Origin of the sequence: Enterococcus hailinensis, from assembly GCF_045862035.1 — a bacterium.
In the GTDB taxonomy this organism is placed as follows: domain Bacteria; phylum Bacillota; class Bacilli; order Lactobacillales; family Enterococcaceae; genus Enterococcus_A; species Enterococcus_A hailinensis.
This window is the reverse complement of record NZ_BAAFRV010000009.1, coordinates 56,835-80,971: the sequence shown is the minus strand read 5'-3', so window position 1 is coordinate 80,971 and position 24,137 is coordinate 56,835. Positions and strand designations below refer to the sequence as shown.

Here is a 24,137-nt window from a genome sequence, read left to right as displayed (position 1 = left end):
TATGAGTTATCGATATATGAGAATGATTTTGATGTTTGACATGCCGACTGAAACGGTAGAGGAACGAAGAGCATATCGTAATTTTCGAAAATTTCTATTAAGCGAAGGGTTCATTATGCATCAATACTCTATTTATAGTAAAATATTATTAAATAATACTGCTTCCAAAGCTATGGAAGGAAGATTAAAACAGAATAATCCTAAAAAGGGATTGATTACTCTATTGACGGTGACAGAAAAACAATTTTCACGAATGGTCTATTTAAATGGTGAATACGATCCGTGTATTGGAAATTCGGATGATCGAATTGTTTTTTTAGGTGATGATTATGCAGAAGATTAATTTTGGATTATTAGATCAACCGATTAAAATCAGTAATTCCACAATTTTAACGATTGAAGATACTAAGGTATTTGCATATCTAGTGAAGCTGTTCTATCAATATAATGAAGAAAATGAATTGCGTATTTTTAATGATAAACAAAATAAGTTAAAAGCCTCTGAATTAATGTTAATTACAGATGTTTTAGGATATGAACTTAACTCTTCTACTATTGTGAAATTGATTTATGAAGATTTAGAGCGACAATTGAATGAAAAACCTGAAGTTAAATCAATGATCGATAAGTTAACTTCTACGATTAGTGAATTGATTAATTATGAATTACTAGAACATGAATTAGATTTAGAAAGTGATGAAATAACAATTATCGAATTATTTAAAGCGTTAGGAATTAAAATTGAAACGAAAAGTGATACAATTTTTGAGAAGTTGATTGAGTGTATTCAAGTATTTAAAAATCTTTCGAAAAAAAAGCTATTGGTTTTTGTAAATACTTGCTCATATTTAACCCCAGAAGAACTAAATGAATTAAATAATTATATTTCTCTTTATGGTGTAGATGTTCTTTATGTAGAACCCAGACAAGTTAACGGCTTTAAACAATATATTTTAGATGAAGATTATTTTTTAGCTATATCTGAATAATTTGCCCTTTGACAATTAAATAATAAAAATAAAATATGAGGCATTCAAAACTGAAATTTTGCTATGGATGAGTGGTGCGATTACGAAACCTTCAAGGAAAAATTTTTTCTACGAGGTTTTAGAGCTATGTTGATTTGAATGCTTCCAAAACTCGCTTGTTTGTGCTGGCTTCTTCGTTTTTGTTTTAGAGCTATGTTGATTTGAATGCTTCCAAAACGAAATTATAACGCAAAAAATCAACGTGATAGTTTTAGAGCTATGTTGATTTGAATGCTTCCAAAACAAATTTTGAAGGATGAAGCGGTGCAAGATGGTTTTAGAGCTATGTTGATTTGAATGCTTCCAAAACACGGGCAGTCCCAGCCCTCTGTTAGCAACAGTTTTAGAGCTATGTTGATTTGAATGCTTCCAAAACCTGAATACTGGTTCAAATCATTCAAGTTTGAGTTTTAGAGCTATGTTGATTTGAATGCTTCCAAAACATGCTATTAATCTAGTAGTTACTTCAAGTGCGTTTTAGAGCTATGTTGATTTGAATGCTTCCAAAACACTTTTAGGTGAGCAATTTTTCACCGATCAGTTTTAGAGCTATGTTGATTTGAATGCTTCCAAAACATGCCGTGAATGGTCAGACTAAAATGATGAGTTTTAGAGCTATGTTGATTTGAATGCTTCCAAAACAAATTTATAGAATATGAAAATGAAAAATACGTTTTAGAGCTATGTTGATTTGAATGCTTCCAAAACTTCTCTAGTGTTTTGATCCTCAAAATCGTAGTTTTAGAGCTATGTTGATTTGAATGCTTCCAAAACATACTTTGCTTAATTTGCCTCGTGGATCATGTTTTAGAGCTATGTTGATTTGAATGCTTCCAAAACCGTACTCTTTGACGCTCTGCATCGTAACTAGTTTTAGAGCTATGTTGATTTGAATGCTTCCAAAACTGCAATATTATCGTGATATATGCGATACATGTTTTAGAGCTATGTTGATTTGAATGCTTCCAAAACGCACTTGTAAAAGTAATACTCAACGTTTTGGTTTTAGAGCTATGTTGATTTGAATGCTTCCAAAACCCTCTTGTTTCGCGCCCACATAAGCTGATAGTTTTAGAGCTATGTTGATTTGAATGCTTCCAAAACGAAGGCGTATAGTCGATTACATGCAAAAGAGTTTTAAAGCTATGTTGATTTGAATGCTTCCAAAACAATTCCTTTATAATCAAACATATCAACGTAGTTTTAGAGCTATGTTGATTTGAATGCTTCCAAAACAATATGGCGGACATAATACTATCCGCGATGTTTTAGAGCCATGCTTTCTAACGTTTATCTTTGATAAAAAATTAGAACCGCTTCCTTTTATCAGGGAGCGGTTCTTTTTAATTTAAAGCTTTTCAAGAGTGAAGAATTTTTGCGTGTTGTTCAGCCTCATATTGAAAGTTTGTCGTGTCGTATTTGAAATTGTATTTATTGCCTAAAAAATATTTAGCGATGTGTAAGGTACGATCACTGGTACGTTCAAGATTAGAACTAATATCGATCAATAGTACGCCATCTGATGCACGACCTTCACCTTTAGTCATTAAAGTAATATATTTTTTTCGCAGAAGTTCGACCAATTGATTGATAGATTCTTCACGGTCTAACATTTTCTGTGCTAAGTGAATATCGTCATTTTCTAAAATGCTTAATGCATCGTGGATATTTTTTTGGACTTTTGCAAAGAGTGTTTCTAAATCTTCATCTTGTAACAATAAACTTGTTCGAATAGGGAATTTTTTGGCTTTTCGATCTTTGACCCGTTGTTTTTCTTCTAGAGCAATCGATTCTTCAATATAGCGAATGATATTCATCGAATGATCACCGATACGTTCAAAATCTTTGGTAAATTCAAGCAGCATCGCTTGTTCTTGGCTTTCTAAGGGTGTTAATTCTGCTGCTGAAATTTTGACAAGGTAATCTGTCAATTCGATGTCACATTGATTGATAGCTTCTTCGTATTGAAAAACATCATCACGCCATTCATCTTTAGTGTCATTATAGTAAAGATGCGCAGATTTTACCGAAGAAAGTGCATAGTTGCCCATTTGGATCAGTTCGCTTTTGGCTTGTTCGATCGCCATGACAGAAGAAGTATAGATGATGGGTTCACTCAAGGTAATAGAGCGGATATTCAGATTTTTTTCACTGCCCGGAACAATTCGCTTAACGATTTGTTCGATTTGCGGAATAAACCAAAATTGGAGAGCTAAATTTGAAACATTGAACAATCCATGAGCAAAAGCAATTTGCATCGCAGGGTTTAAACCAAATGATTTCGTAAATAGAAGAACTAGTTGAGTAAAGGGACTTAATAGTAAAGTAAAAATAATTGCACCAATCAAATTAAAAATCACGTGAGAAGCAGCTGTTCGTTTAGCAGAAACACTTGCGCCCAGACAAGCGATGACTGCTGTAATGGTGGTACCGATATATTATCGCCAAATAGAATCGGGAGAGCCGCTGTCAGCGTGACACTTCCTTGCATATAGAGCTGTTGTAAAATACCGATCGTAGCACTAGAACTTTGAACGACCATTGTAAGTAAAGTACCAATTCCAACGCCTAAAATCGGCTGATGTGAAACACTGATCATGAGTTGGTTGAATTGTGGAAGATCTTTTAGGGGATCCATTGCGCTTCCCATTAATTTTAGTCCATAAAAAAGTGCGCCAAAGCCAAATAAAATTTGTCCGATAGAATGTAGTGTAGGGCGTTTGGCAAAAAAAAAGTAAGATGGCACCAAGGCCAATGATCGGTAAGGCGTAGGCACTTAAATTAAATCCAATAATAAATGCGGTCACCGTGGTACCGACGTTTGCGCCCATAATGACACCGATAGCTTGACGTAAAGTCATAAATCCAGCGCTTACTAATCCTACCGCTAAGACGGTTGTTCCGGAGCTGCTTTGAATCAATCCAGTGACAACGATTCCAGCAACCACTGCTCGGAAAGGAGTAGACGTAAAGCGATTTAAAATTTCTTTTAAACGATTACCTGCTGCTTTTTGTAAGCCATCTCCAAGATATTTGATGCCAAAAAGAAAAATTCCTAGCCCACCTAAAAAGGTAAAGACCATTTCTTGATAAGACATGACGAATCCTCCGCTAATTTTTTTACGTACTACTATCAAAATAATTGATAAGACAGTAAAAAGGAAGAACTTTTGAAATAAAAATAACTATTTTTATTTAATTTGAACAATTCATTTGAATTATTGTGCGAATTTAAAATAGTCTTCTTTTGTATTTTATTTACTTTTCAGCTAGTCTAAGAATAGAGGATAAATGACAGAGGAGATGTTGTGATGCTTTATGGAAAGGAAAATAAACGAGAAGCTACGTATCTAGAACCAATTTTTGGATCAAAAAATGAAGATGAAGTTTTACCTTCATATCATTTGGCCAATCAATCAGTAGAACCCAGAATCGCGTATCAAATGATCAAAGATGATTTATTAGATGAAGGAAATTCACGACTGAATTTAGCGACTTTTTGTCAAACGTACATGGAGCCGGAAGCAATCGCTCTAATGAGTGAAACACTTGAAAAAAATATGATCGATAAATCTGAATACCCACGAACTGCTGAGTTAGAAAATAGGTGTGTCAATATGATTGCTGATCTTTGGCATGCTAAGGAATCAGAGAAATATATTGGTACTTCAACGATTGGATCTTCTGAAGCTTGCATGCTTGGAGGGATGGCAATGAAGTTTGCTTGGCGTAAACGAGCAGAAAAATTGGGTGTGGATACTCAGGCTAAAAAGCCGAATCTGATTATTTCTTCTGGTTATCAAGTCTGTTGGGAAAAATTTTGTGTTTATTGGGATGTGGAATTAAGAGAAATTCCAATGACTGAAGATCATTTATCTTTAGATGCAGAAAAAGCAATCAAAGCTATCGATGAATATACGATCGGAATCGTGGGGATACTGGGGATCACGTATACGGGCCAATACGATGATATTAAATATTTAGATCAGTTAGTGGAAAATTACAACCAGCAGACAGAACATAAAGTACCAATCCATGTCGATGCTGCTTCTGGTGGTTTATATGCTCCCTTTGTTGAACCTGAATTAGTATGGGATTTTCAATTGAAGAATGTTATTTCAATCAATACGTCCGGTCATAAATATGGATTGGTGTATCCTGGTGTAGGTTGGGTTGTTTGGCGGGATGAAAAATACTTGCCGAAAGAATTAGTCTTCAACGTCAGCTATTTAGGTGGAGAAATGCCAACAATGGCCATCAATTTTTCTCATAGCGCGTCACAAATGATTGGACAATATTATAATTTTGTTCGTTTCGGATTTGAAGGCTATCAAAGCATCCATCAACGAACGCATGATGTCGCTATCTATCTAGCTAAAGAAATCGAAGCATCTCAGCATTTTGAGCTGATTAATGATGGGACTCAGTTACCCTTAGTTTGTTATAAACTGAAAAATGAAAATCAGAAGTGGACATTGTATGACCTTTCAGATCGCTTGTTAATGAAAGGCTGGCAAGTTCCATCATACCCATTGCCTAAAAATTTAGACAAGCAAGTGATTCAGCGAATTGTTGTTCGTAGTGATTTTGGAATGAATATGGCGCATGATTTTATTGAAGATTTGACAGTTGCGATCAAAGAATTAGAAAATAGTCATTTGGTCTTTCATGAAGAAACAGAAATCAAAAATTATGGCTTTACTCATTGATCAAAAAATGAGTAGCCATAGTTCATTTTTTTAGAGGATGATAGTAAATAATAACAAGCTGATTTTATTTTTATTCTAAAAAAATTTGAGAAATTTTTAAGTCCTTCATAGGAAGGACTTATTTTTTTGTGTTTTAATTATATGTATAGTCTAAATATTCAGTCTATTTTTGCAATTTAATTTTGAAAAAGTTGCTATTTTAAGTAAAGGGCTTACATTGTATAGTTTTATATGTAAGCGGGAGGTAGTTATGAGACAAGAAAAAATTGTTGAATACTTATATGCAAAGAAGCAAGCAATTGCTCCAAAGGCATTAGCCGCTGAGTTTCAGATATCAGAGCGAACACTTGCTAATGATATTAAATGGTTAAAAGAAATTGGGCCTATAAATGGTTTTACAATTGAAAGAATCCGTTCCAAAGGGCACCAATTGATTGTTTCAGATCAAACAAAATTTAGTACATACTTGACTCAGGTATTGAAAGAAGAGTATGTCGATCATTCGAATCCACAAGAGCGAGTGAAGAATATCGAACTTTTATTATTACTTCATGAGAAATATATCACAATGCAGCAAATTGCTGAATGGCTGGATGTGAGCCTTTCGACGGTTAAATTGGATATGAAACAAGTGGAACAATTTTGTAAGAAATATGAACTGGATCTGCATAGCAAGGCTCATTATGGATTAAAAATTATTGGAACAGAAAGTAAAAAAAGACGTGCGATCCTCTATCTAATTCGTCATACACTGCATACACCGGTATTGACTGAGAAATACAAAGAATTCAACTTTGTTTTTGATGAAGACGCATTAAGAAATTTTCTGCAAGATCAGTTATGGAAAAATCAAATGAAGATCAGTGACATCGTTTTTGAGAATATTGTTCAACATATTCGTTTATTGAGTTTTAGGATCATGCAGAACAATACGATCAATCAAGAAGAAGAGGTGACAATCAATATCAACTATGATGCTCTAACGGAGCAAGTAGTCGCCTATTTAGAAAATCATTATGAGCTGGTTTTTTCTTCAGCTGAAAAAAATTATTTAGAAGAACAATTACATGGAAAATTAACGGTACTAAATGATCCGGTAAGCAATAATCAGTTGAAACAAGCTATCGATAAAGCGATGGAACATGTCGATCGTAAATACCATACTCATTTTCAAAAAGATCAGGACTTAGCAAATGCCTTATTGATGCACGTTGCACCGTTATTACAACGCTTATATACCGGACATCAATTAGAAAATCCGCTGATCGAGGATATTTACACGCAATATGCCAATGTTTTTAATGTTTCGATGGTTTTTATCAACCAATTGAATAAAGACCTTGATGTCAAAATTAGTAAAGATGAGATCGGATATGTCGCGATTTATTTTGCAGCAAGTTTAGAAAAGCAATCGAATCAAATGATTGATGACTACAAGAAAATAGCTGTTATCTGTTCGACAGGCGGAGGGACTTCGTATCTATTAAAAGTTAATTTGGAACGATTATTCAGTAATGCAAAAGTTGAAACATTTGCATTGAATGAGATCAACCAAGTTGACGATGAATTTGATTTGATGATCTCTACGGTTCCACTGAAGGAAGAACAATTCGATATCCCAGTGATTTATACAAAAACAATTTTGAATCAAGCAGAGATGACCAAAATCGAAAAAGATTTACATCTGCTACGTGAATCTCAAAATAAAGCGTTAGATGTCTATCAATTTATGCTTAGTCTATTTAATCCAGCTTGTTTCCATATTATTGATCAAGCAAATGATTATTTAAAACTTTTAGCAAAAGAAGCTGATCGGATGGAACAAAATGGATGGGCTGAACCGGGTTTCAAAGAAAGCGTCTTGATTCGAGAAAACATGATCGATACGATTTATCAACAAGGTGTTGCTGGTCCTCACCCAATGGAGCAAGTTGCCATCAATGAAACGATCGATGTAGTGATTTTGAATAAGCCGTTAAGCTATAACAATAAAGAAGTGAAGATCATTTTTTTGATCAATATTCAAAAAGATCATTTAAATCTCCATAAAGAAATTAGTCGTTTAATGATCAAAATGATGGATGATCCATCACTAGATAATCAATTAGCAAAAATTACAAATTTTGAAGAATTTCTAGCTTATATGAAAAGCTTGATGAAAGAAGGATAATTAGTATGAATAATCAAGAAATGGATATTTTTAAAATCATCTCAGCCGCAGGAGATTCTCGCGGCTCAGCATTTGAAGCATTACGCTTAGCAAGAAAAGGAAAATTCACAGAAGCAGAAGCAAAAATGCAAGAAGCCAAAGAAAAGAGTATCGATGCTCATGACGTGCAAACCAAATTGATCACTAGTGAGATCAATGGTGATAAAACTGAAACAAGTTTACTGATGGTCCATGCGCAGGATCACTTAATGACAAGCATCTTGGCACGAGATTTGATCGAAGAAATGATTGGCATGTTAAAGGAACAAAGTGAAGCAGCCGCTTTACAATAAGATAAAAAAATTTTAGGAGGAAGTAAAAATGAAAACGTTATTAGTCTGTGCAGGTGGTTTCTCAACAACTATGATGATGGAATCAATGAAGAAAGTAGTAAAAGAATCAAAGAGTTTAGATGAAAATGACTACCCAATGGAAGCCATCGGAGTCGATAAACTAGATCGATACATCAATGATTACGATGTAATTTTAGTAGGGCCGCAATTAAGCCATAAATATGATTTTATTAAAGAAGAAGCAGATAAATTAAACAAACCGACTGTGCTTTTAACCTCAGATATCTATGGGTCAATGGATGGCGCGACAGTAATGAAACAAGCGTTGGTAGCTTATCGTAAAAATTTAGCTCACCAAGGCTAAGAGAAAAGGAGGAGTTATAATGGAAAATCCACAAAAGCAAAGTACTTTTGATAAAGTCGAAGGATTTATTCGTAAAACATTGGTTCCGGTTGCAAATAAAGTCGATAGCAATCCCTACTTGAACTCAATCAAAAAAGGGATGGTCGTAATGACACCAGTCTTATTATTAGGTTCGGTTGCAGCTATCTTCCCTTCGATTCCTGAATTTATTAAAACACAAGGTGTTGCTAATTGGTTTGAGACGTACGGGTATATTTTTAGTATTATTTCTAAAGTTTCATTAGGTCTTGTTGGATTGTATGCGGTGTTGGCAATTTCATATTTCTTAAGTGAGCATTATAAATTGTATACTGTCGGTTCGATGATGCTTTCAGCGATTGCTTTCTTAATCGTATCGATGGATGTTGATGAAAACGGCAATATTATCGCCTCATATTTAGATTCAAAAGGGTTGTTCACTGCCATATTTATAGCCATTATTTCTGTAAAAATTTATCAGTTCTTTACGAAGCATAAGTTAGTTATTAAGATGCCAGAAGGTGTACCGGATTTTGTTTCTAGTTCGTTTGAATTAATTACACCAACCGCAGCTATTGGAGTATTGTTTATCGTTATTCGTGCAGTAACAGATAGTCTAACCGGCGGGGTCCTATTGCCACAAGTTATTATGGATGTTTTAGCTCCAGCTATTGGTGGCCTAGATTCATTATGGGTGATTTACTTTGTTTTAGTTTTACGTTTAGTATTCTGGTTCTTTGGAATCCACTCAGCAGTACTATCACCGATTCTTTCACCAATTGCTGTGCAATACTTATCAGAAAATATTGCCGCACATGAAGCAGGCCAACCATTGCAACATGTGATTACAGGGGGAACATTATCAGCATTTGCTAACTTCACAGGTTCAGGGGTAACGATTGGTTTAGTTTTAGCTATGTTGATCAGCAGATCCTCACGTTACCGAAAAGTTGGTGCGGTCGGACTATTACCATCACTTTTTGGAATCAATGAGCCGATCCTCTTTGGAGTGCCGATCATTTTGAACCCAGTTTTAATGATTCCATTCATTTTTGGTGGCGCTTTTGTTGGAATGATTCCAATGATTTGTATGAAATTAGGTTTCCTGAATTATCCAATTTTTGATCCGCCATATGTGCCTGTATTTATGGAAGGATTCTTAACGGGATTTGACTGGCGCGCGATTATTATTCAAATCGTACAGGTCGGCTTGTCATTTGGATTATACTTGCCATTCTTCAAAGTTTTAGAAAAACAAGAATTAGAACGTGAAGCATTAAAAGAAGCGGAAGACGCACATTCTGTCATTTCAGATGACGACGAACAATATTTAGCAGATATTGATTTCTAGCCAAAAAAAAGGGACAGTCTTGACTGTCCCTTTTATGTTTAAAATAAATATTTCGATAGAAGTGTTAGTAAGAGAAGAGGTAAAAAAATGCACTTAGACAAACTGCGAGAACAATTAGTAAGACTAGGCTTGGACGGGCTATTGATCACTGATAAAATCAATCGTCGCTATCTTTGTGGTTTTACCGGATCTAATGGTCTTTTACTAGTTACGTTAGATCAATTATATCTATTTGTGGATGGACGATATACTCAGCAAGTGCGACAACAGACTAGCGGTGTAAAAATCTGTGAAATTCCAGTTGGCGAAAGAATCGAACAGGTTCTTTCTTCTTACATCAATGGAAAAACGATTGGTTTTGAGGAAAAGACGATTTCTTATCAAACGTTTAAGCAATATCAACAAGTCTTCACTCAAGAAAATGGACAATTAATTGCTACGCAAAATTTAGTTGAACAGCTTCGTATGGTCAAATCACCAAAAGAAATCACAGCTATCAAACGAGCAGCAACGATTGCGGATCAAACATTGGAAACTATTCTGCCACTTATTCGTGTGGGAATGACTGAATTAGAAGTAGCCAATGAAATTGATTATCAAAGTAAAAAATTAGGTAGTGAAGGTCCAGCTTTTGAAACTATCGTTGCCTCAGGTGTACGCACTGCTTTGCCTCATGCGCATGCGAGCCAGAAAAAAATTCAAGCCAATGAATTGATCATGATCGATTTTGGAGCGATTTATCAAGGCTATTATTCAGATATTACGCGAACTTTTGCTTTCGGAACAGTCGCTGACCAAATCAAAAAAACGTACCAACAAGTTTTGATTGCTCAAAAACAAGCCATTCAAGCAGTTAGTTTTGAAAAAAGTTTAGGCGATATCGATCAATATACACGAAAACAATTAGAGGAAGATCATCTAGCAAAATATTTTAGCCACAACTTAGGACATGGAATCGGACTTTCTTGCCATGAGTATCCTTCTTTGATGCCGAATGAAGCAATAAAAATACAAAAAAATATGACGTTTACGATTGAACCAGGAGTTTATTTAGCAGAAGCCGATTTTGGCATTCGTATTGAAGATGACATCGTAGTGACTGAGGATGGTCGTGCCGAAATCATGACTAAGTTTACAAAGGAGTGGATGACAATTGACTGCAACAGATAACTTATTGATACAATTATCTAATTTAGACGCATTACCGGGACAAGAAGAACAAGTACAAAAAGCATTAAAAGAAACAATCGCAGGCCCGGTAGAAAAGGATGCCTTTGGCAATCTGTATTTTGGTGATTTAAAAACTGCCAAGAAAAAAATTGCTTTATATGCTCATATGGATGAAGTTGGATTTTTTGTTCATCGAATCACTGAAGATGGTTTCGTTTATTTCTATCCTATTGGGGGCTGGTGGGGACATGTGATTTTAGGACAACAGGTACGCGCGACTTGTCGGAAAAATGGACAAATCTTGGAAGGCATCGTCGGTACGTTACCAAAAAGTAGTCATAAAATGTCTGAGGTAGTACCCATCAATGAAATGTATATCGATTTCAGCGTCCATTCAAAAAAAGAACTAACAGACGCAGGACTTCAAATCGGAGATATGATCTTACCCAATACAGAAGCCAAAAAAAGTTTCAATGGCAAAAAAATCATAGGAAAGGCTCTTGATGATCGCGTTGCTTGTACGGTGATGGCACAAGTAAAAAATCGCTTGGACACAGAAAACATCGAAGTACTAGGTATTGGAACGGTTCAGGAAGAGGCAGGAACTCGTGGCTCCAAAGTAGCAGCCGTGAGAGCAGATGCGGATATCAACATTGTTATCGATGTGGCTAATGGTAAAGATACGCCTAAGGCCGCTGAATATCAAAACCGAATTCAAGGTAAGGGACCTGGCTTAGTATTAGCAGATAAAACAGCTTTAGGAAATATAAAATTATTAGACTACTGTAAAAATATAGCCGAAGAAAATCAAATTAAGTGGCAATATGACTTGCTCGGCGGTGGTGGAACAGATGCGGGCTCTGTCCAATTGTTTGCGGGAAAACCGACACTCGTTTTTTGTGTGCCGACACGCTATTGTCATTCATGGAATTCTATCGTAGAAATATCGGACGTAGAAGCAACGATCGATTTATTAGTCGCTGTCATCCAATCATTAGATAAAGGAGGGATCGATCTTGAGCAATTTTAAGGAACAACGTTCACGATATGGGACGTATTCAACGCAATGGGATTATGTTCAAGATCGATTTGGTGAAAAAGATTTATTGCCCTTTTCGATTTCCGATACGGATTTCATGATTCCTGATGGAACGATCGATGTCTTGAGTCAAGCAGTTGAAAGAGGTTTTTTTGGTTATACACGTTGGAACCATTTGGATTACAAACAAAGTATCAGTGGTTGGTTCCAACAAGAGTTCGATTGTGAGATTGATCCTGAATGGTGTGTATATTCACCGAGTGTCATCTATAGTTTATCTGTTTGCATCCAGTTGCTGAGTCAAGAAGGGGATAAAATCCTAACCTTTACACCATGTTATGATGCTTTTTTTCATTGTATTGGAGGAAATAAGAGAGAACTTCTGCCTTTTTCACTCACTAACCAAGAGGAATACTTTACGATTGATTTTGAAGCCTTAGAAAAAGTTATAAGATTAGAAAATCCGACAATATTATTATTATGTAACCCACATAATCCAACGGGACGTGTCTTTACAAAAAATGAATTAAATCAAATAATTGATTTGTGTAATCAGTACGATATTGCAATTATTAGTGACGAAATTCATATGGATGTCAGAAGGCCTGGACAAAAACATTTGCCGATTTTATCATTTATAGAGGATTTAGCAGTTCCAACAGTGTTACTGTCCTCAGCATCTAAAACGTTTAATTCCCCAGGATTAGGCGGTTCGTATGGTATTTTCTCTGATGAGAATTTACGTGAACGATTTCTAGCGATTTTAAAAGGTCGAGATGGTTTGTCATCTATTCCTTATCCGGCATTGTTGGCAACGATCGATTGTTACCGAAATCAAAAAAGCTGGTTAGAAGAATTAAATCAAACAATTGATGATAATTTTGTCATGATGAAAGAAATCATCGCACCCGACTCTCGGATTCAATTTAAGCTTCCAGAAGCAACGTATCTAGGTTGGATCAATATAGAACAGCTGCCATATTCTATGGAAGAAGTACAGGCGGTGCTGATTCAACAAGAAAAAGTTGCCATCATGAAAGGTGAAACATATGGAATCGAAGGCAAAAACTATTTACGATTTAATCTAGGGGCACCAAAAGAGAAAATCATAGATGGGGCTCAGAGATTAATGAGAGCGATTCAGTATTTAGATAAACAATAAAAAGCAGCGAAGAGGTCAATCAAATGACCTACTTCTCTGCTTTTTCATTCCATTTTTTCGGACTCCAAATGTTTCCTTCTAAAGCGATTTGAAGACTTTCATTATCGTCTTCTAATTGTTCAATGTACTTGACCGCTTCTTCAATAATAAATTGATTGTTATCATCTGAAATTTTGGCTAATTGTTCTGCTAACCATGTATTTCTCATCAGTTTCACCTCATCATGAGTGTAGCACAGAAGTTCGTCGGCTCAGCAATGCGATGCTTGAGAAACTTTGTACAATTTTATAAGCAGATTTTTCGCCTTAAAAATTTGCTAGTAGTATACTTGATTTAGCAAGAAATTTTGCTTATTTTATCCAACAGGAGGATTTATTATGGCGAATAAAGATGAATTAAAAGGTAAAGTAAACGAAGCAAAAGGGAAAGCAACCGATGATAATTCAACAGAATTAAAAGGCAAGATTCAACAAGGCTTTGGAAAAGCAAAAGATAAGGCCCAAGAAGCTGCAGATGATGTTGCTGGTAAATTCAATAAAAAAATCGACAAAGAAAAAGAAGATTAATTAGTAAGCCTGCTTAGTGCAGGCTTTTTTGTTTTTTAGACTTTTTATTAAAGAATAGTTTTTTAATAGTGAAAGCAAAAAGATCTTTTACTATAATAAAAGAAACAAACTTTAGGAGTGGGTATATGCGGATTTTAATAGTGGGCGGAAAAGGGACAATCGGTCAAGCTATCGTAGCAAAATTAGCAAAAAAGCATGAGCTTATTATTGCTGGTAGAACAAGCGGCGATGTTCAAGTAGATTTAACAAATATAGAAAGTATTGAAACGATGTTTAAAAAAGTAGGGCATGTAGATGCAATCATCAATGCTTCTGGTGCAGCTAAGTTTCAAACGATCGAAGCCATGACACCAGCCGATAATCTGGTGGCTGTTCAAAGTAAATTATTAGGTCAAATCAATTTAGCATTGATCGGTCAGCGTTACTTACTTCGTGACGGGAGTATCACACTGACTACTGGAATCATGAAAGATGATCCAATTCCTGGTGGTGCTTCTGCAGCGATGGCTAATGGTGGTGTGGCAGCTTTTGTAAAATCAGCAGCGATCGATTTTACCCAAGGAATTCGGATCAACTGTGTTAGCCCAAATGTTTTAGAAGAATCTTACGAAGCGTATCAAGAGTCGTTCAAAGGATTTATTCCGGTTCCAGCAGAAAAAGTAGCTATGGCTTACGTTAAAAGTGTCGAAGGAAAGCAAACGGGACAAGAATATCAGGTCTATTAATAACAAAAAACGGAAACAGTTATTTAACTGTTTCCGTTTTTTGATGAGCTTTTATATATGCTTTAGCTTCTTTATTAATGGTTTTTAAATCGCAGCCTTGTTGTTTTGCCGCAAAAACACAGCCACAATAACACTGGCGATAAACATCATATTCTTTACACATTTCAATGGAACGTTGGTAGCCGGAATTTTTTTTGAAATCACTGGGTAAATAATGAGTATCGTAAATCTTTTGGATATCCATTCCGATTTGATTGATTAATTGGCTGTTCTTTTTTGGCGAGATCGTTAAGGCACTGCCAAAATAATCATAGCCGCGCTCAAGGGCTTCTTTAGCGGCTAAATCTAAACGCATATTGAAGCAAGCAGTACAACGTTTACCGCCTTCCAGTTCTTCCGTCAACTTATTTTGTTGCATAAGTTGAATAAATTCATTGGGTTTGTAGGCATCCACAATCAAATCGACATGATTGTCGGTCGCGGAATTAAAGTCATTGATAAATTTTTCTTGAACTAAAACCCGTCTTTGATATTCATTTTCAGGATGGATATTTGAATTTGAGAAAAAGATGGTAACATCAGCATATTGGGTTAAAAATTCTAATGTATAGGTACTACAAGGTGCACAACAAGAATGAATCAATATTCTTGGCCGAACAGCTGCTTTTTCCCAAGATTGAATCATTTTATGTAGTACACGATCATAATTTATTTTCTGATTGCTCATTTTTCCAACGATTTCCGTTGCATCAATTGTCTGCATCTAATCACCTGAAATTAGTATAAGTGAAAGAGTGCTAGAAGAAAAGCTTTAATGGTAATAGTTCAGCCATAAGCACATGAAATTTAGCTGTTTAGACCATAAGAAAAGTTTTAAATCTTAGATAATCGCTTTTTAGTATATACTTTATAGTATATACTGTTTAAGAGAAGTTTCTATAGCTAAATCATTTAAGAATTAGTATAGTAAAGTTGAAAATATTCGGAGATTATCAAATCCCAATAAGGAGAAATTATGGAAGAAAAGAAAACGACCAAGGCAAAATTTGATTATGTTTCTGCTGAAATTGAAAAACGGATCCATGACGGAATTTATGTTAGCTCACAAAAATTGCCTTCAGAGTATGATTTAGCTAAAGAATTTGACTGTAGTCGCTTAACCATCCGTAAAGCAATTGATGATCTAATAAGTAAAAATATCTTAGTGAAGCAGCGAGGAAAAGGGAGTTATGTGATGTCGCAGCCCAAAATCCAAAGCGGGCGTTCCGGATTGCAAGGGTTTACAGAAGCGGCGAAGGCATACGGAAAGACCAGTAAAACAGAAGTAATCTCATATGAAAAAGTAGCAGAACCAACAGAAGAAATCTTGACTGCTCTTCAGTTAGAGAGTGATCAACAGGTCTATGAACTGGTACGTCGACGTCTTTTAGACGAAGAGCCAATGACGGTTGAAAAAATTTATCTATCTGAATATTATATTCGCGGATTAGTCAAAGAAGATTTTAATGGTTCACTATTTAAATTACTCGAGAAAAAAACGACAATCGCTTACTCACATCAGGAAGTAGAGGCTATTTTAGTGACGCCAGAGCTATCTAAACTGTTAGATGTTTCGATGGGAAATCCATTATTACAAGTTCATTCGCTGACGTATTCATTGGACGCGACTCCGATTTTTTATGATATTTCTCATTACCGTTCCGACCGATATGTCTTCAAGACGACTCTGACAAGATATGGTCAATAAAAATAATGGATTGGATTAAATGAAATAGAGATAATTTTTCAAAAAGGAGTTTTTTCTTATGACAATTGATTTTAAAAAAGTAATCGAAGAAAATAAGGAACAATTTTATCAGGATCTTGATCGCGTCCTACAAATTCCTAGTGTCAAAGGTGAGCCGGCTCCAAATGCTCCTTTTGGTGAAGAACCAAAAGCTGCCTTGGAAGAAGTCATGACGTTAGCTAAATCTTATGGATTTAAAACAGCTATTGTAAATGATGCAGTGGGCTATGCACAATTAGGTGAAGGTGAAGAGTACATTGGGGTCGTAGGACACCTAGATGTAGTTCCAGCAGGTGACGGATGGTCATTCCCGCCGTTTAAGTTAAGTAAAAAAGAGGGTCGTTTTTATGGTAGAGGTATTTTAGATAATAAAGGGCCGATCATGGCCTGTTTATTTGGATTAAAATTATTGAAAGAAAATAATGCTCAGTTTAATAAACCTATTCGTATCATCTTTGGAACGGATGAAGAAAACGGTAGTTCGGATATTCCATTGTATTTAAGCGAAGAAAAACCGCCTATATTTGGCTTCACTCCTGACTGTAAATACCCTGTTGTATACGGTGAACGGGGCATCGTGAACTATGAGTTGATTACAACATTTGAGGATGGCGAATTAGCAAAAATGGGGGATTTCATAGGTGATCAAGCAAGAGATCACGTGCCTGATGACTTAGCTTTAGAAATAGCTGGTCATACGGTTACTGTCCAAGGTAAGCGTGCTCCATCGAATGCACCGGAACTTGGGAAAAATGCAATTACTTTATTGGCTCAAGAAATAATTGATCAAAAAATAACTATGGGAAGATTAGCTGATTATTTTATTTGGATCATAAAAAGTTTAGCTGAAAAGCACAATGGTGAAGGATTAGGAATTGATTTTTTTGATCAAGACAGTGGAAAATTGATGTTGACACCTTATCAATTGAAAAAAGAAGAGAACAAGTTAATTCTTTCAATCGCAGTTCGGTACCCTGTTTCGGTGACTGAAGAAGAAGTAACTGAAAATCTAACTAAACAATTGCCATTGAATACAAAATTGACGGTTGTCCGCCGAATCAAGAGCACTCATTTTCCTAAAGAAAATAAAAATATCCAAAAACTCTCGAAAGTTTATGAAGAAGCGACTGGATTAGATGGTACACCAGTAACCACAACAGGAGCGACTTATGCCCGTTTTGTTCCAAATATTGTCGCTTTTGGCCCCTCATTCCCTGGACAAAAAGGAATTGCCCATAATCAAGATGAATATATGGATGAGACCGATCTGCTAATGAATATGGAAATTTATATGCGAGGAATGTTGGCAATAACTGAAGAGTAATTTTAAAAGGTTTAGCAGATGATGCTAAACCTTTTTTTGAGTTTTCAAAAAAATCAGATAAGAAAACGCTTAAAAAACGAAAAAAATTCAAATTCAGTATATACAAAACAGTATATACTATTTATAATAAGTTCATATTTTAAATGGAAACGTTCACGAAAGGAGTATGACGATGGCTTGGGGAGCAATTGCCACATGGCGTATGGCACATGATGGTGTCGTTGAAGCATTACAGCTATTAGAGGACAAACAAAAAGCTGGAGATGCAGTAGAGGTATTAATAAAGAATGTTGAAGATTATCCGTATTACAAATCAGTTGGGTTTGGAGGATTGCCAAATGCTGAAGGAATTTTAGAGATGGATGCAGCTTTTATGCATGGAGACACATTTGAAATCGGAGCAGTTGCAGGTATTACAGATGTGAAAAATCCTATTTCTGTCGCTAAAAAACTTAGTAAAGACAAATTCAATAGTTTTCGTGTCGGTGAGGGGGCAACAAAATATTCAATGCTGGAAGGTTTTGAACGAAAAAGCATGTTGACACCGCGAGCTCATAAAATTTGGGAAAAACGCTTGAAAGAAATTCACGAGCATAATTTAAATCCTTACGATGGACACGATACGGTCGGAGCTATCACGTTGGATCAAATGGGCACGATGACAGCTGGAACTTCTAGTTCAGGATTATTCATGAAAAAACCAGGACGTGTGGGGGATTCACCATTATCAGGTTCAGGTTTTTATGTAGATAGTGAAATCGGTGGTGCAGCTGCTACTGGACTAGGTGAAGATTTAATGAAAGGCTGTCTCTCTTATGAAATTGTACGCTTGATGGGAGAAGGCTTGAAGCCTCAATCAGCTTGTGACAAAGCAGTTTATGAATTTCATGATAAATTGACACAACGCTATGGGAAAGCGGGTGCTTTCTCGCTGGTCGCGATGAACAATCAAGGTGAATGGGGTGTGGCTACCAATGTAGAATTTACATTTAGTGTAGGAAATGACCAAGCAGAACCAGCAATATTTATTGCGAACATGGGAGAAAATCATACCACTGATATCCAGCCAATCACACAAGAGTGGCTAGATGCTTATGAAAAACGGATTAAGGCACCAATCGAATAAATAATAGGAGAGTGAATAAAATGAGTAAAAAACAAATTTATCTATTTTGCGATGCGGGGATGTCTACAAGTATTATGGTAAACAAAATGATGGAAGTAGTGACAAAACATAATATGCCGCTCCAAATCACAGCCTTTCCGGTTGCTAGAGCACAAGAAGTTGTAGACAAAGAAAAACCTGTGGCAATTCTATTAGGCCCACAAGTCAAATTTTTATTAGAAAAAACCAAAGAAAAATTCGAACCGCAAGGAATTCCTGTAGCTGCTATTGAACCAGAAATTTATGGGATGATGGATGGCGAAAAAGCAATGAAAGAAGCGCTAAAACTAATCAAACAAAATAAAAAATAGTCTATAAAAGATTGGAGGAAGTAAAGATGCAGAAGTTTTTAAACTGGTTGGAAAAAGTCTTAACCCCTTTAGCGAAAGTAATTGGAGAAAATAAATATCTAATTGCTATTCGTGATGGTTTCTTAATCTCTACGCCATTATTAATTGTTGGATCATTTTTCTTATTACTTGCCAATTTTCCAATTCCTAATTGGAATGAAATTATTTCGCCTATTTTAGGTGACAATTGGGAATCATTAATGTCAGTGCCTGCATCAGCAAGTTTTGATGTCATGACGATTTTAGCAGTCGTAGGGATTGCTTATAGTTTAGGACGTCAGTTAAACATTGATGCGATACAATCTGGTGCATTAGCATTAGTATCTTTCTTCATTTTGACACCATTTACGACTCAATTTACACCAGAGAACAGCACTCAAGTTTATGATGTTACTAGTTTGCCATTAAAATGGATGGGGTCAAGTGGTCTATTCTTAGGCATGATCATTGCATTAGTTTCTACTCGTATTTTCGCAGCAGTCATCCATCGCGGCTGGACGATCAAAATGCCCGAAGGTGTACCGCCAACCGTGGTTAAATCTTTTGAAGCATTAATTCCAAGTTTTGTAGTTGTAACTATTATGTTTGTTATCAACTGGTTGGTTTCATTGACATCGATGGGCAGTCTGCAAGATGTCATCTTCACATTCTTACAAACGCCATTATTAAGTTTAGGAAATACTTTGGGAGCTATGATTATAGCTTATCTATTTTTACATTTCTTTTGGTTCTTTGGAATTAACGGAAGTAGTGTTGTTGGAGCGGTATTCAATCCTGTTTTACGTGCTTTATCAGTAGAAAACATGCAAGCCTTCAAAGATGGTCATCAGATTCCGAATATTATCACTGGTCAATTTCAAGATATGTTTGCGACCTTTGGCGGTGGAGGCTCAACATTATCACTGATAATTGTTATGGTGCTGTTTTGTAAGAGTCAACGAGTTAAAAAATTATCTCAACTTTCATTGGTTCCCAGTATCTTTGGTATTAATGAACCAATTATTTTTGGACTACCAATCGTGTTGAATCCAATTATTTTGATTCCATTTGCCTTAGTACCGACAATCAATATTATTATTTCTTACTTTGCGATGGATTGGGGCATCGTTCCTTACACAAATGGGATTCAATTACCTTGGACAACACCACCTATTATTTCAGGGTTCTTAGTAAGTGGATGGCAAGCATCAGTTCTTCAAGCAATCCTGATCGTTTTAGGAATGGCTATTTATTATCCATTTATTAGAGTAATGGATGATCAGTATTTAAGAGAAGAAAAAGAAGCCGAAGCTATAGAAACAGAAGAAATTGATTTTGATACTTTTGACTTTGATGACATTTAAAAGGATGAGATAAATGAAAAAGATCATTTTGATTTTGAATCATGTCCAAGCGGGCATGGGCAGTGACGAACATGCCAGTCTAGCTCCTAGTGGGAAAAAAGCAGCACTAGGTCCTGGGCAAACATTACTACCATATTTAAAGGAACATGATGCTGAAATAATTGCTACCTTGTTTTGTGGAGATCAATATTATTTACCACATCAAACAGAAGTGGCTAAGAAATTTGTTGGATTTGCTAAAAAATTTCAAGCAGATGCGGTACTTTGTGGTCCAGCGATGCATTATCCAAATTTTGGAGAAATGGCAGGATCTTTGACAGAAATTTTGAATCAAAAAGGAATACCTGCAGTTGCCGCTATGTCACAGGAGAATCCAGCAACGGATATTTATAAAGCTGTTGTTCCAATTGTTAAAATGCCAAAAAAAGGTGGCATTGGATTAAATGAATCTTTCAAGAATATGGCATTACTCGTAGCAGAAAAAGCAAAAGGACAAGATACTGAAAAATTAGAGACACAAATTTGTTTTTAAGAGGAGATTTTCAATGAATGATGAACAATTGCAAGTAGTCATGGGATTGATCATGAATGCGGGAAATGCAAAAGGTGAAGCTGTGGCAGCTTTATCGGCAGCAAAAGAAAATAACTTTACAGAAGCGGAAGAACGAATGAAGGCTGCCAATGAGGCTTTAGTAGAAGCTCATAATACGCAGACAAGCCTTCTGACAGCTGAAGCAAGTGGAAATAATTCAGAAGTTACATTATTGATGGTTCACAGCCAAGATCATTTGATGAATGCGATCTCTTATTTAGGGCTGACCCAAGAATTAATTGATGTATATAAACGTTTAGCCGTATTAGAACAATAATAGTTTATCTGGCGAGGGATCTATTCCTTGCCAGATTTTTTTATAGACACGTAAATAAATTTTAAAAGCCTATCGGCAATTTTGTCGATAGGCTCTTTTTGATGAGGGTAGATAAAATTATACCTATTCGCATATTTTAAAAAACAGTCTTTTTACTTAATAATTAAAAAGAAGAAAGGTCAGAACTCAATTCAGGAACAAACAAATGAATAAAAGAAAACAATTTCTACAAATGAGATTGTGTTTAACTTCTTAATTTGTAATTATTTTTCAGTATAGAACAGTAAAAAAATGGGGATTTTAAAGAGATACAAAATATGTAAACAGCAATTCCCAAATATTAACTCAAAAACAATAGAAAAAAATAATCAGTATTTTTGTTGGATAACATTCAAAATAAATAAAATGACCAATAGTTACTGTTTATATTGAAAAGCATAAAAAAATGAATGAAATTATTAAAAAAATACATTTGAAAATAATTGTCATAAAAAAAGTGATTGCTAGAATTAGTTTTATATATAGCTTTTTGTAACCAATCGACGAAGCGGAAATTTAGTGCTTGAATCCATGTTCATTTAATCACAATTTATTATCTATTTAAAAAGGATATGAAAAATATTTTGCAAAATTAAGACTTGTCTATTAAGTACTGCCAACTAGTTTTTATACAGAGACTAGAAAAATAATTATTCATGTATTTATCGGATAAACCGATTAAATAATAAAAAATAAGGAGGAAACAAAATGTTGCTGAAAGACAAAAAAATAATTATTCTTGGCGACAGAGACGGTGTGCCTGGTCAAGCAGTTGAAGAGTGTGTGAAACCACTTGGTGCAGATGTCGTATTCTCATCTACAGAATGCTTCGTCTGAACGGCTGCGGGTGCAATGGATCTGGAAAATCAGAAAAGGGTCAAAGAACTTACAGAAGAATTCGGTGCAGAGAATATTGTGGTTATTCTTGGTGCATCTGAAGGTGAAGCTGCGGGATTAGCGGCAGAAACTGTAACGGTAGGAGACCCCACATTTGCCGGTCCATTAGCGGGAGTCCAGTTGGGACTAAAGGTATACCATATCTGTGAATTAGAAATGAAAAATGAAATCGATCCTAAGTTGTACGAAGAACATGTTGGCATGATGGAGATGGTACTGGATATTGAGGATATCGCCAATGAAATGACCGAAGTCAGAAGCCAAACAAGTCAATAGTTTTCGTATAACTTTTTATGACTTTGAATAAATCTGATTGGGATTCAATTTTTTTAAGCAGTACGCAAAGTGTTACAAATGACATTTCGCAACAGAAATCTTAGACGATGAAAGGAGTACAAAATGAAATTAGATATCGCAAATTTTTATGTCGAAGAAATCAAATTTGGCGAAGAAACTAATTATAGCGATGGTATTTTAACTATCAATAAAAAAGAAGCTTTGGATGTAATATTTGAAGACGAACACATAACGGAGGCCGAGCTTCATATTGTGAATCCGGGAGATGAAGTCCGTTTAGTACCAGTTAAAGAAGCAATTGAGCCGCGTTATCGAGTAGGCGGTGGTCCAGTCTTCCCAGGTGTCACAGGAAAATTAATGCAAGCAGGGAACGGTGTAACTCATGCTTTAAAAGATATGAGCGTTCTAGTTGTTGGTAAACATTATGGTGGATTTCAAGATGGATTGATCGATATGAGTGGTGAAGGAGCGAAATATACTTATTATTCACAACTGAAAAATGTAGTTTTAGTAGCTCACACAGATGAAGAATTTGAATATCATGAACAGCAGAAGAAAAATAAAGCTTTAAGATGGGCAGGAATGCGTTTAGCCGAATATATCGGAGCCTGTACAAAAGGATTGAAATCTGATGAGGTAGAAACGTTTGAGCTATCTCCGATTACTAAACGCGATCCAGCTACTAATGAATTACCAAGTGTCGTATTTGTATTACAGCCACAATCTCAAATGGAAGAGATTGGATATAATGATTTGAATTATGGATGGGATTGTAATTTGATGCTCCCAACTTTGATGCATCCTAATGAAGTATTGGACGGTGCAATGATCTCGGGTTCATTTATGCCGTGTTCTTCAAAGTGGTCTACGTATGATTTCCAAAATTTTCCAATGATCAAACGTCTGTACCAAGAACATGGAAAGTCGATCAATTTTTTAGGCATCATCATGTCAAATTTAAATGTAGCCTTGGAACAAAAGGAAAGAGCGGCGCTTTTTGTAGCTCAAATGGCTAAAAATTTAGGCGCCGATAGTGCTGTAGTAGCCGAAGAAGGATATGGGAATCCGGATGCTGACTTCACTGCTTGTTATGTTGCATTGGAAGATGCTGGTGTTAAAACAGTTGGTTTGACTAATGAATGTACAGGACGTGATGGAGCGAGTCAACCGTTAGTATCAATGGATGACAAATGTGATGCCATTGTATCTACAGGAAATGTCTCAAGTTTGATTGAATTACCACCGATGAAGACCGTTTTAGGCGAATTAGAATCTTTAGCGCGAGATGGACTTTCTGGTGGTTGGTCAAATGATGAGCTGTTAGGGGCCTCAGTTAAAGAGGATGGCTCGATCATTATGGAAAATAATGCTATGTTTTGCGGCGATCAGGTAGTAGGATGGTCGACCAAAACAATGGTTGAATTTTAAGGAGG

General features: G+C 35.7%; 25 protein-coding genes, 1 pseudogene and 1 CRISPR repeat array. Of the genes and pseudogenes, 21 read left to right on the top strand and 5 right to left on the bottom strand.

Annotation, left to right across the window (positions count from 1 at the left end; all coding sequences use genetic code 11):
- Position 1: 1 nt before the first annotated feature.
- Both cas2 and csn2 read left to right on the top strand, forming a co-directional pair.
- On the top strand, positions 2-343 hold the full coding sequence (gene cas2, locus ACKTSC_RS08345) for a CRISPR-associated endonuclease Cas2 (protein WP_407856225.1): 342 nt from the start codon (positions 2-4) through the stop codon (positions 341-343).
- The gene (gene csn2, locus ACKTSC_RS08340) at positions 330-989 is read left to right on the top strand and encodes a type II-A CRISPR-associated protein Csn2 (protein ID WP_407857347.1); all 660 of its coding nucleotides are present in this window, start codon (positions 330-332) and stop codon (positions 987-989) included. Before cas2 ends, csn2 begins: the two co-directional genes overlap by 14 nt.
- Positions 990-1,104: 115 nt before the next feature.
- Positions 1,105-2,264: direct repeats of the CRISPR family, unit length 36 nt; unit sequence GTTTTAGAGCTATGTTGATTTGAATGCTTCCAAAAC.
- A 122-nt stretch (positions 2,265-2,386) separates the two neighbouring features.
- Here csn2 and ACKTSC_RS08335 read toward each other — a convergent pair.
- The 3 genes and pseudogenes from ACKTSC_RS08335 to ACKTSC_RS08325 all read right to left on the bottom strand — a co-directional run.
- The gene (locus tag ACKTSC_RS08335; RefSeq protein ID WP_407857346.1) at positions 2,387-3,388 is read right to left on the bottom strand and encodes a Na/Pi cotransporter family protein; all 1,002 of its coding nucleotides are present in this window, start codon (positions 3,386-3,388) and stop codon (positions 2,387-2,389) included.
- Positions 3,385-3,774: a Na/Pi symporter gene (locus tag ACKTSC_RS08330; protein ID WP_407857359.1), complete on the bottom strand. Its 390-nt coding sequence runs from the start codon at positions 3,772-3,774 to the stop codon at positions 3,385-3,387. Before ACKTSC_RS08330 ends, ACKTSC_RS08335 begins: the two co-directional genes overlap by 4 nt.
- A pseudogene (locus ACKTSC_RS08325) lies at positions 3,758-4,111 on the bottom strand (Na/Pi symporter); the annotation flags it as partial. The gene ACKTSC_RS08330 and the pseudogene ACKTSC_RS08325, both read right to left, overlap by 17 nt.
- Positions 4,112-4,339: 228 nt before the next feature.
- Between ACKTSC_RS08325 and gad the strand changes: the two are divergent.
- The 8 genes from gad (at position 4,340) to ACKTSC_RS08285 (ending at position 13,343) form a co-directional block, all read left to right on the top strand.
- On the top strand, positions 4,340-5,737 hold the full coding sequence (gene gad, locus ACKTSC_RS08320) for a glutamate decarboxylase (RefSeq protein ID WP_407857345.1): 1,398 nt from the start codon (positions 4,340-4,342) through the stop codon (positions 5,735-5,737).
- Between the two features lie 250 nt (positions 5,738-5,987).
- The gene (locus ACKTSC_RS08315) at positions 5,988-7,907 is read left to right on the top strand and encodes a BglG family transcription antiterminator (RefSeq protein WP_407857344.1); all 1,920 of its coding nucleotides are present in this window, start codon (positions 5,988-5,990) and stop codon (positions 7,905-7,907) included.
- 5 nt (positions 7,908-7,912) lie between these two features.
- On the top strand, positions 7,913-8,239 hold the full coding sequence (locus tag ACKTSC_RS08310; protein ID WP_332581337.1) for a PTS lactose/cellobiose transporter subunit IIA: 327 nt from the start codon (positions 7,913-7,915) through the stop codon (positions 8,237-8,239).
- A 28-nt stretch (positions 8,240-8,267) separates the two neighbouring features.
- A complete protein-coding gene (locus ACKTSC_RS08305) occupies positions 8,268-8,603 on the top strand; it encodes a PTS sugar transporter subunit IIB (protein ID WP_332581336.1) in 336 nt (111 codons plus the stop codon).
- Between the two features lie 19 nt (positions 8,604-8,622).
- A complete protein-coding gene (locus ACKTSC_RS08300; protein ID WP_407857343.1) occupies positions 8,623-9,972 on the top strand; it encodes a PTS sugar transporter subunit IIC in 1,350 nt (449 codons plus the stop codon).
- Positions 9,973-10,059: 87 nt separating this feature from the next.
- Complete coding sequence (locus tag ACKTSC_RS08295) at positions 10,060-11,142, top strand: M24 family metallopeptidase (RefSeq protein WP_407857342.1); 1,083 nt, start codon at positions 10,060-10,062, stop codon at positions 11,140-11,142.
- Complete coding sequence (locus ACKTSC_RS08290; RefSeq protein ID WP_332581333.1) at positions 11,126-12,172, top strand: M42 family metallopeptidase; 1,047 nt, start codon at positions 11,126-11,128, stop codon at positions 12,170-12,172. Before ACKTSC_RS08295 ends, ACKTSC_RS08290 begins: the two co-directional genes overlap by 17 nt.
- Complete coding sequence (locus tag ACKTSC_RS08285) at positions 12,159-13,343, top strand: MalY/PatB family protein (protein WP_407857341.1); 1,185 nt, start codon at positions 12,159-12,161, stop codon at positions 13,341-13,343. Before ACKTSC_RS08290 ends, ACKTSC_RS08285 begins: the two co-directional genes overlap by 14 nt.
- A gap of 28 nt (positions 13,344-13,371) precedes the next feature.
- Here ACKTSC_RS08285 and ACKTSC_RS08280 read toward each other — a convergent pair whose 3' ends face one another.
- Positions 13,372-13,551, bottom strand: coding sequence for a hypothetical protein (locus ACKTSC_RS08280; RefSeq protein ID WP_332581331.1), 180 nt, complete (start codon positions 13,549-13,551; stop codon positions 13,372-13,374).
- 169 nt (positions 13,552-13,720) lie between these two features.
- On the opposite strand from ACKTSC_RS08280, the gene ACKTSC_RS08275 reads away from it, so the two are divergent.
- The gene (locus tag ACKTSC_RS08275; RefSeq protein WP_332581330.1) at positions 13,721-13,909 is read left to right on the top strand and encodes a CsbD family protein; all 189 of its coding nucleotides are present in this window, start codon (positions 13,721-13,723) and stop codon (positions 13,907-13,909) included.
- Positions 13,910-14,034: 125 nt separating this feature from the next.
- The gene (locus ACKTSC_RS08270) at positions 14,035-14,634 is read left to right on the top strand and encodes a short chain dehydrogenase (RefSeq protein WP_407857340.1); all 600 of its coding nucleotides are present in this window, start codon (positions 14,035-14,037) and stop codon (positions 14,632-14,634) included.
- A gap of 19 nt (positions 14,635-14,653) precedes the next feature.
- On the opposite strand, the gene ACKTSC_RS08265 is transcribed toward ACKTSC_RS08270, so the two are convergent.
- The gene (locus ACKTSC_RS08265) at positions 14,654-15,397 is read right to left on the bottom strand and encodes an epoxyqueuosine reductase QueH (RefSeq protein WP_407857339.1); all 744 of its coding nucleotides are present in this window, start codon (positions 15,395-15,397) and stop codon (positions 14,654-14,656) included.
- Between the two features lie 252 nt (positions 15,398-15,649).
- Here ACKTSC_RS08265 and ACKTSC_RS08260 point away from each other — a divergent pair, with 252 nt between their 5' ends.
- The 9 genes from ACKTSC_RS08260 to ACKTSC_RS08220 all read left to right on the top strand — a co-directional run bounded on the left by ACKTSC_RS08260 (position 15,650) and on the right by ACKTSC_RS08220 (position 24,132).
- Complete coding sequence (locus ACKTSC_RS08260) at positions 15,650-16,381, top strand: GntR family transcriptional regulator, LSA1692 subfamily (RefSeq protein WP_407857338.1); 732 nt, start codon at positions 15,650-15,652, stop codon at positions 16,379-16,381.
- Positions 16,382-16,439: 58 nt separating this feature from the next.
- Complete coding sequence (locus ACKTSC_RS08255) at positions 16,440-17,744, top strand: Sapep family Mn(2+)-dependent dipeptidase (RefSeq protein ID WP_407857337.1); 1,305 nt, start codon at positions 16,440-16,442, stop codon at positions 17,742-17,744.
- 172 nt (positions 17,745-17,916) lie between these two features.
- Positions 17,917-18,870, top strand: coding sequence for a glycosylasparaginase (locus tag ACKTSC_RS08250; RefSeq protein ID WP_407856211.1), 954 nt, complete (start codon positions 17,917-17,919; stop codon positions 18,868-18,870).
- Between the two features lie 20 nt (positions 18,871-18,890).
- Positions 18,891-19,220 (top strand): PTS sugar transporter subunit IIB, encoded by a 330-nt coding sequence (locus ACKTSC_RS08245; protein ID WP_071858149.1) that lies wholly within the window; start codon positions 18,891-18,893, stop codon positions 19,218-19,220.
- 26 nt (positions 19,221-19,246) lie between these two features.
- Positions 19,247-20,602, top strand: a complete 1,356-nt coding sequence (gene celB, locus ACKTSC_RS08240; protein WP_332581324.1) for a PTS cellobiose transporter subunit IIC — start codon at positions 19,247-19,249, stop codon at positions 20,600-20,602.
- 13 nt (positions 20,603-20,615) lie between these two features.
- Positions 20,616-21,134, top strand: coding sequence for a GrdB-related putative oxidoreductase (locus tag ACKTSC_RS08235; RefSeq protein ID WP_407857336.1), 519 nt, complete (start codon positions 20,616-20,618; stop codon positions 21,132-21,134).
- Between the two features lie 13 nt (positions 21,135-21,147).
- Complete coding sequence (locus tag ACKTSC_RS08230) at positions 21,148-21,471, top strand: PTS lactose/cellobiose transporter subunit IIA (RefSeq protein ID WP_332581322.1); 324 nt, start codon at positions 21,148-21,150, stop codon at positions 21,469-21,471.
- A gap of 747 nt (positions 21,472-22,218) precedes the next feature.
- Positions 22,219-22,683: a glycine/sarcosine/betaine reductase complex selenoprotein A gene (gene grdA, locus ACKTSC_RS08225; protein WP_407857335.1), complete on the top strand. Its 465-nt coding sequence runs from the start codon at positions 22,219-22,221 to the stop codon at positions 22,681-22,683.
- 123 nt (positions 22,684-22,806) lie between these two features.
- Positions 22,807-24,132, top strand: a complete 1,326-nt coding sequence (locus ACKTSC_RS08220; RefSeq protein ID WP_407857334.1) for a glycine/sarcosine/betaine reductase component B subunit — start codon at positions 22,807-22,809, stop codon at positions 24,130-24,132.
- Positions 24,133-24,137: the final 5 nt, after the last annotated feature.

Coding starts and splice junctions, on each gene's coding strand:
- cas2 (WP_407856225.1), top strand. CDS start 2: ATGAGTTATCGATATATGAGAATGATTTTGATGTTTGACATGCCGACT.
- csn2 (WP_407857347.1), top strand. CDS start 330: ATGCAGAAGATTAATTTTGGATTATTAGATCAACCGATTAAAATCAGT.
- gad (WP_407857345.1), top strand. CDS start 4,340: ATGCTTTATGGAAAGGAAAATAAACGAGAAGCTACGTATCTAGAACCA.
- ACKTSC_RS08315 (WP_407857344.1), top strand. CDS start 5,988: ATGAGACAAGAAAAAATTGTTGAATACTTATATGCAAAGAAGCAAGCA.
- ACKTSC_RS08310 (WP_332581337.1), top strand. CDS start 7,913: ATGAATAATCAAGAAATGGATATTTTTAAAATCATCTCAGCCGCAGGA.
- ACKTSC_RS08305 (WP_332581336.1), top strand. CDS start 8,268: ATGAAAACGTTATTAGTCTGTGCAGGTGGTTTCTCAACAACTATGATG.
- ACKTSC_RS08300 (WP_407857343.1), top strand. CDS start 8,623: ATGGAAAATCCACAAAAGCAAAGTACTTTTGATAAAGTCGAAGGATTT.
- ACKTSC_RS08295 (WP_407857342.1), top strand. CDS start 10,060: ATGCACTTAGACAAACTGCGAGAACAATTAGTAAGACTAGGCTTGGAC.
- ACKTSC_RS08280 (WP_332581331.1), bottom strand. CDS start 13,551: ATGAGAAATACATGGTTAGCAGAACAATTAGCCAAAATTTCAGATGAT.
- ACKTSC_RS08275 (WP_332581330.1), top strand. CDS start 13,721: ATGGCGAATAAAGATGAATTAAAAGGTAAAGTAAACGAAGCAAAAGGG.
- ACKTSC_RS08270 (WP_407857340.1), top strand. CDS start 14,035: ATGCGGATTTTAATAGTGGGCGGAAAAGGGACAATCGGTCAAGCTATC.
- ACKTSC_RS08265 (WP_407857339.1), bottom strand. CDS start 15,397: ATGCAGACAATTGATGCAACGGAAATCGTTGGAAAAATGAGCAATCAG.
- ACKTSC_RS08260 (WP_407857338.1), top strand. CDS start 15,650: ATGGAAGAAAAGAAAACGACCAAGGCAAAATTTGATTATGTTTCTGCT.
- ACKTSC_RS08255 (WP_407857337.1), top strand. CDS start 16,440: ATGACAATTGATTTTAAAAAAGTAATCGAAGAAAATAAGGAACAATTT.
- ACKTSC_RS08250 (WP_407856211.1), top strand. CDS start 17,917: ATGGCTTGGGGAGCAATTGCCACATGGCGTATGGCACATGATGGTGTC.
- ACKTSC_RS08245 (WP_071858149.1), top strand. CDS start 18,891: ATGAGTAAAAAACAAATTTATCTATTTTGCGATGCGGGGATGTCTACA.
- celB (WP_332581324.1), top strand. CDS start 19,247: ATGCAGAAGTTTTTAAACTGGTTGGAAAAAGTCTTAACCCCTTTAGCG.
- ACKTSC_RS08235 (WP_407857336.1), top strand. CDS start 20,616: ATGAAAAAGATCATTTTGATTTTGAATCATGTCCAAGCGGGCATGGGC.
- ACKTSC_RS08230 (WP_332581322.1), top strand. CDS start 21,148: ATGAATGATGAACAATTGCAAGTAGTCATGGGATTGATCATGAATGCG.
- ACKTSC_RS08220 (WP_407857334.1), top strand. CDS start 22,807: ATGAAATTAGATATCGCAAATTTTTATGTCGAAGAAATCAAATTTGGC.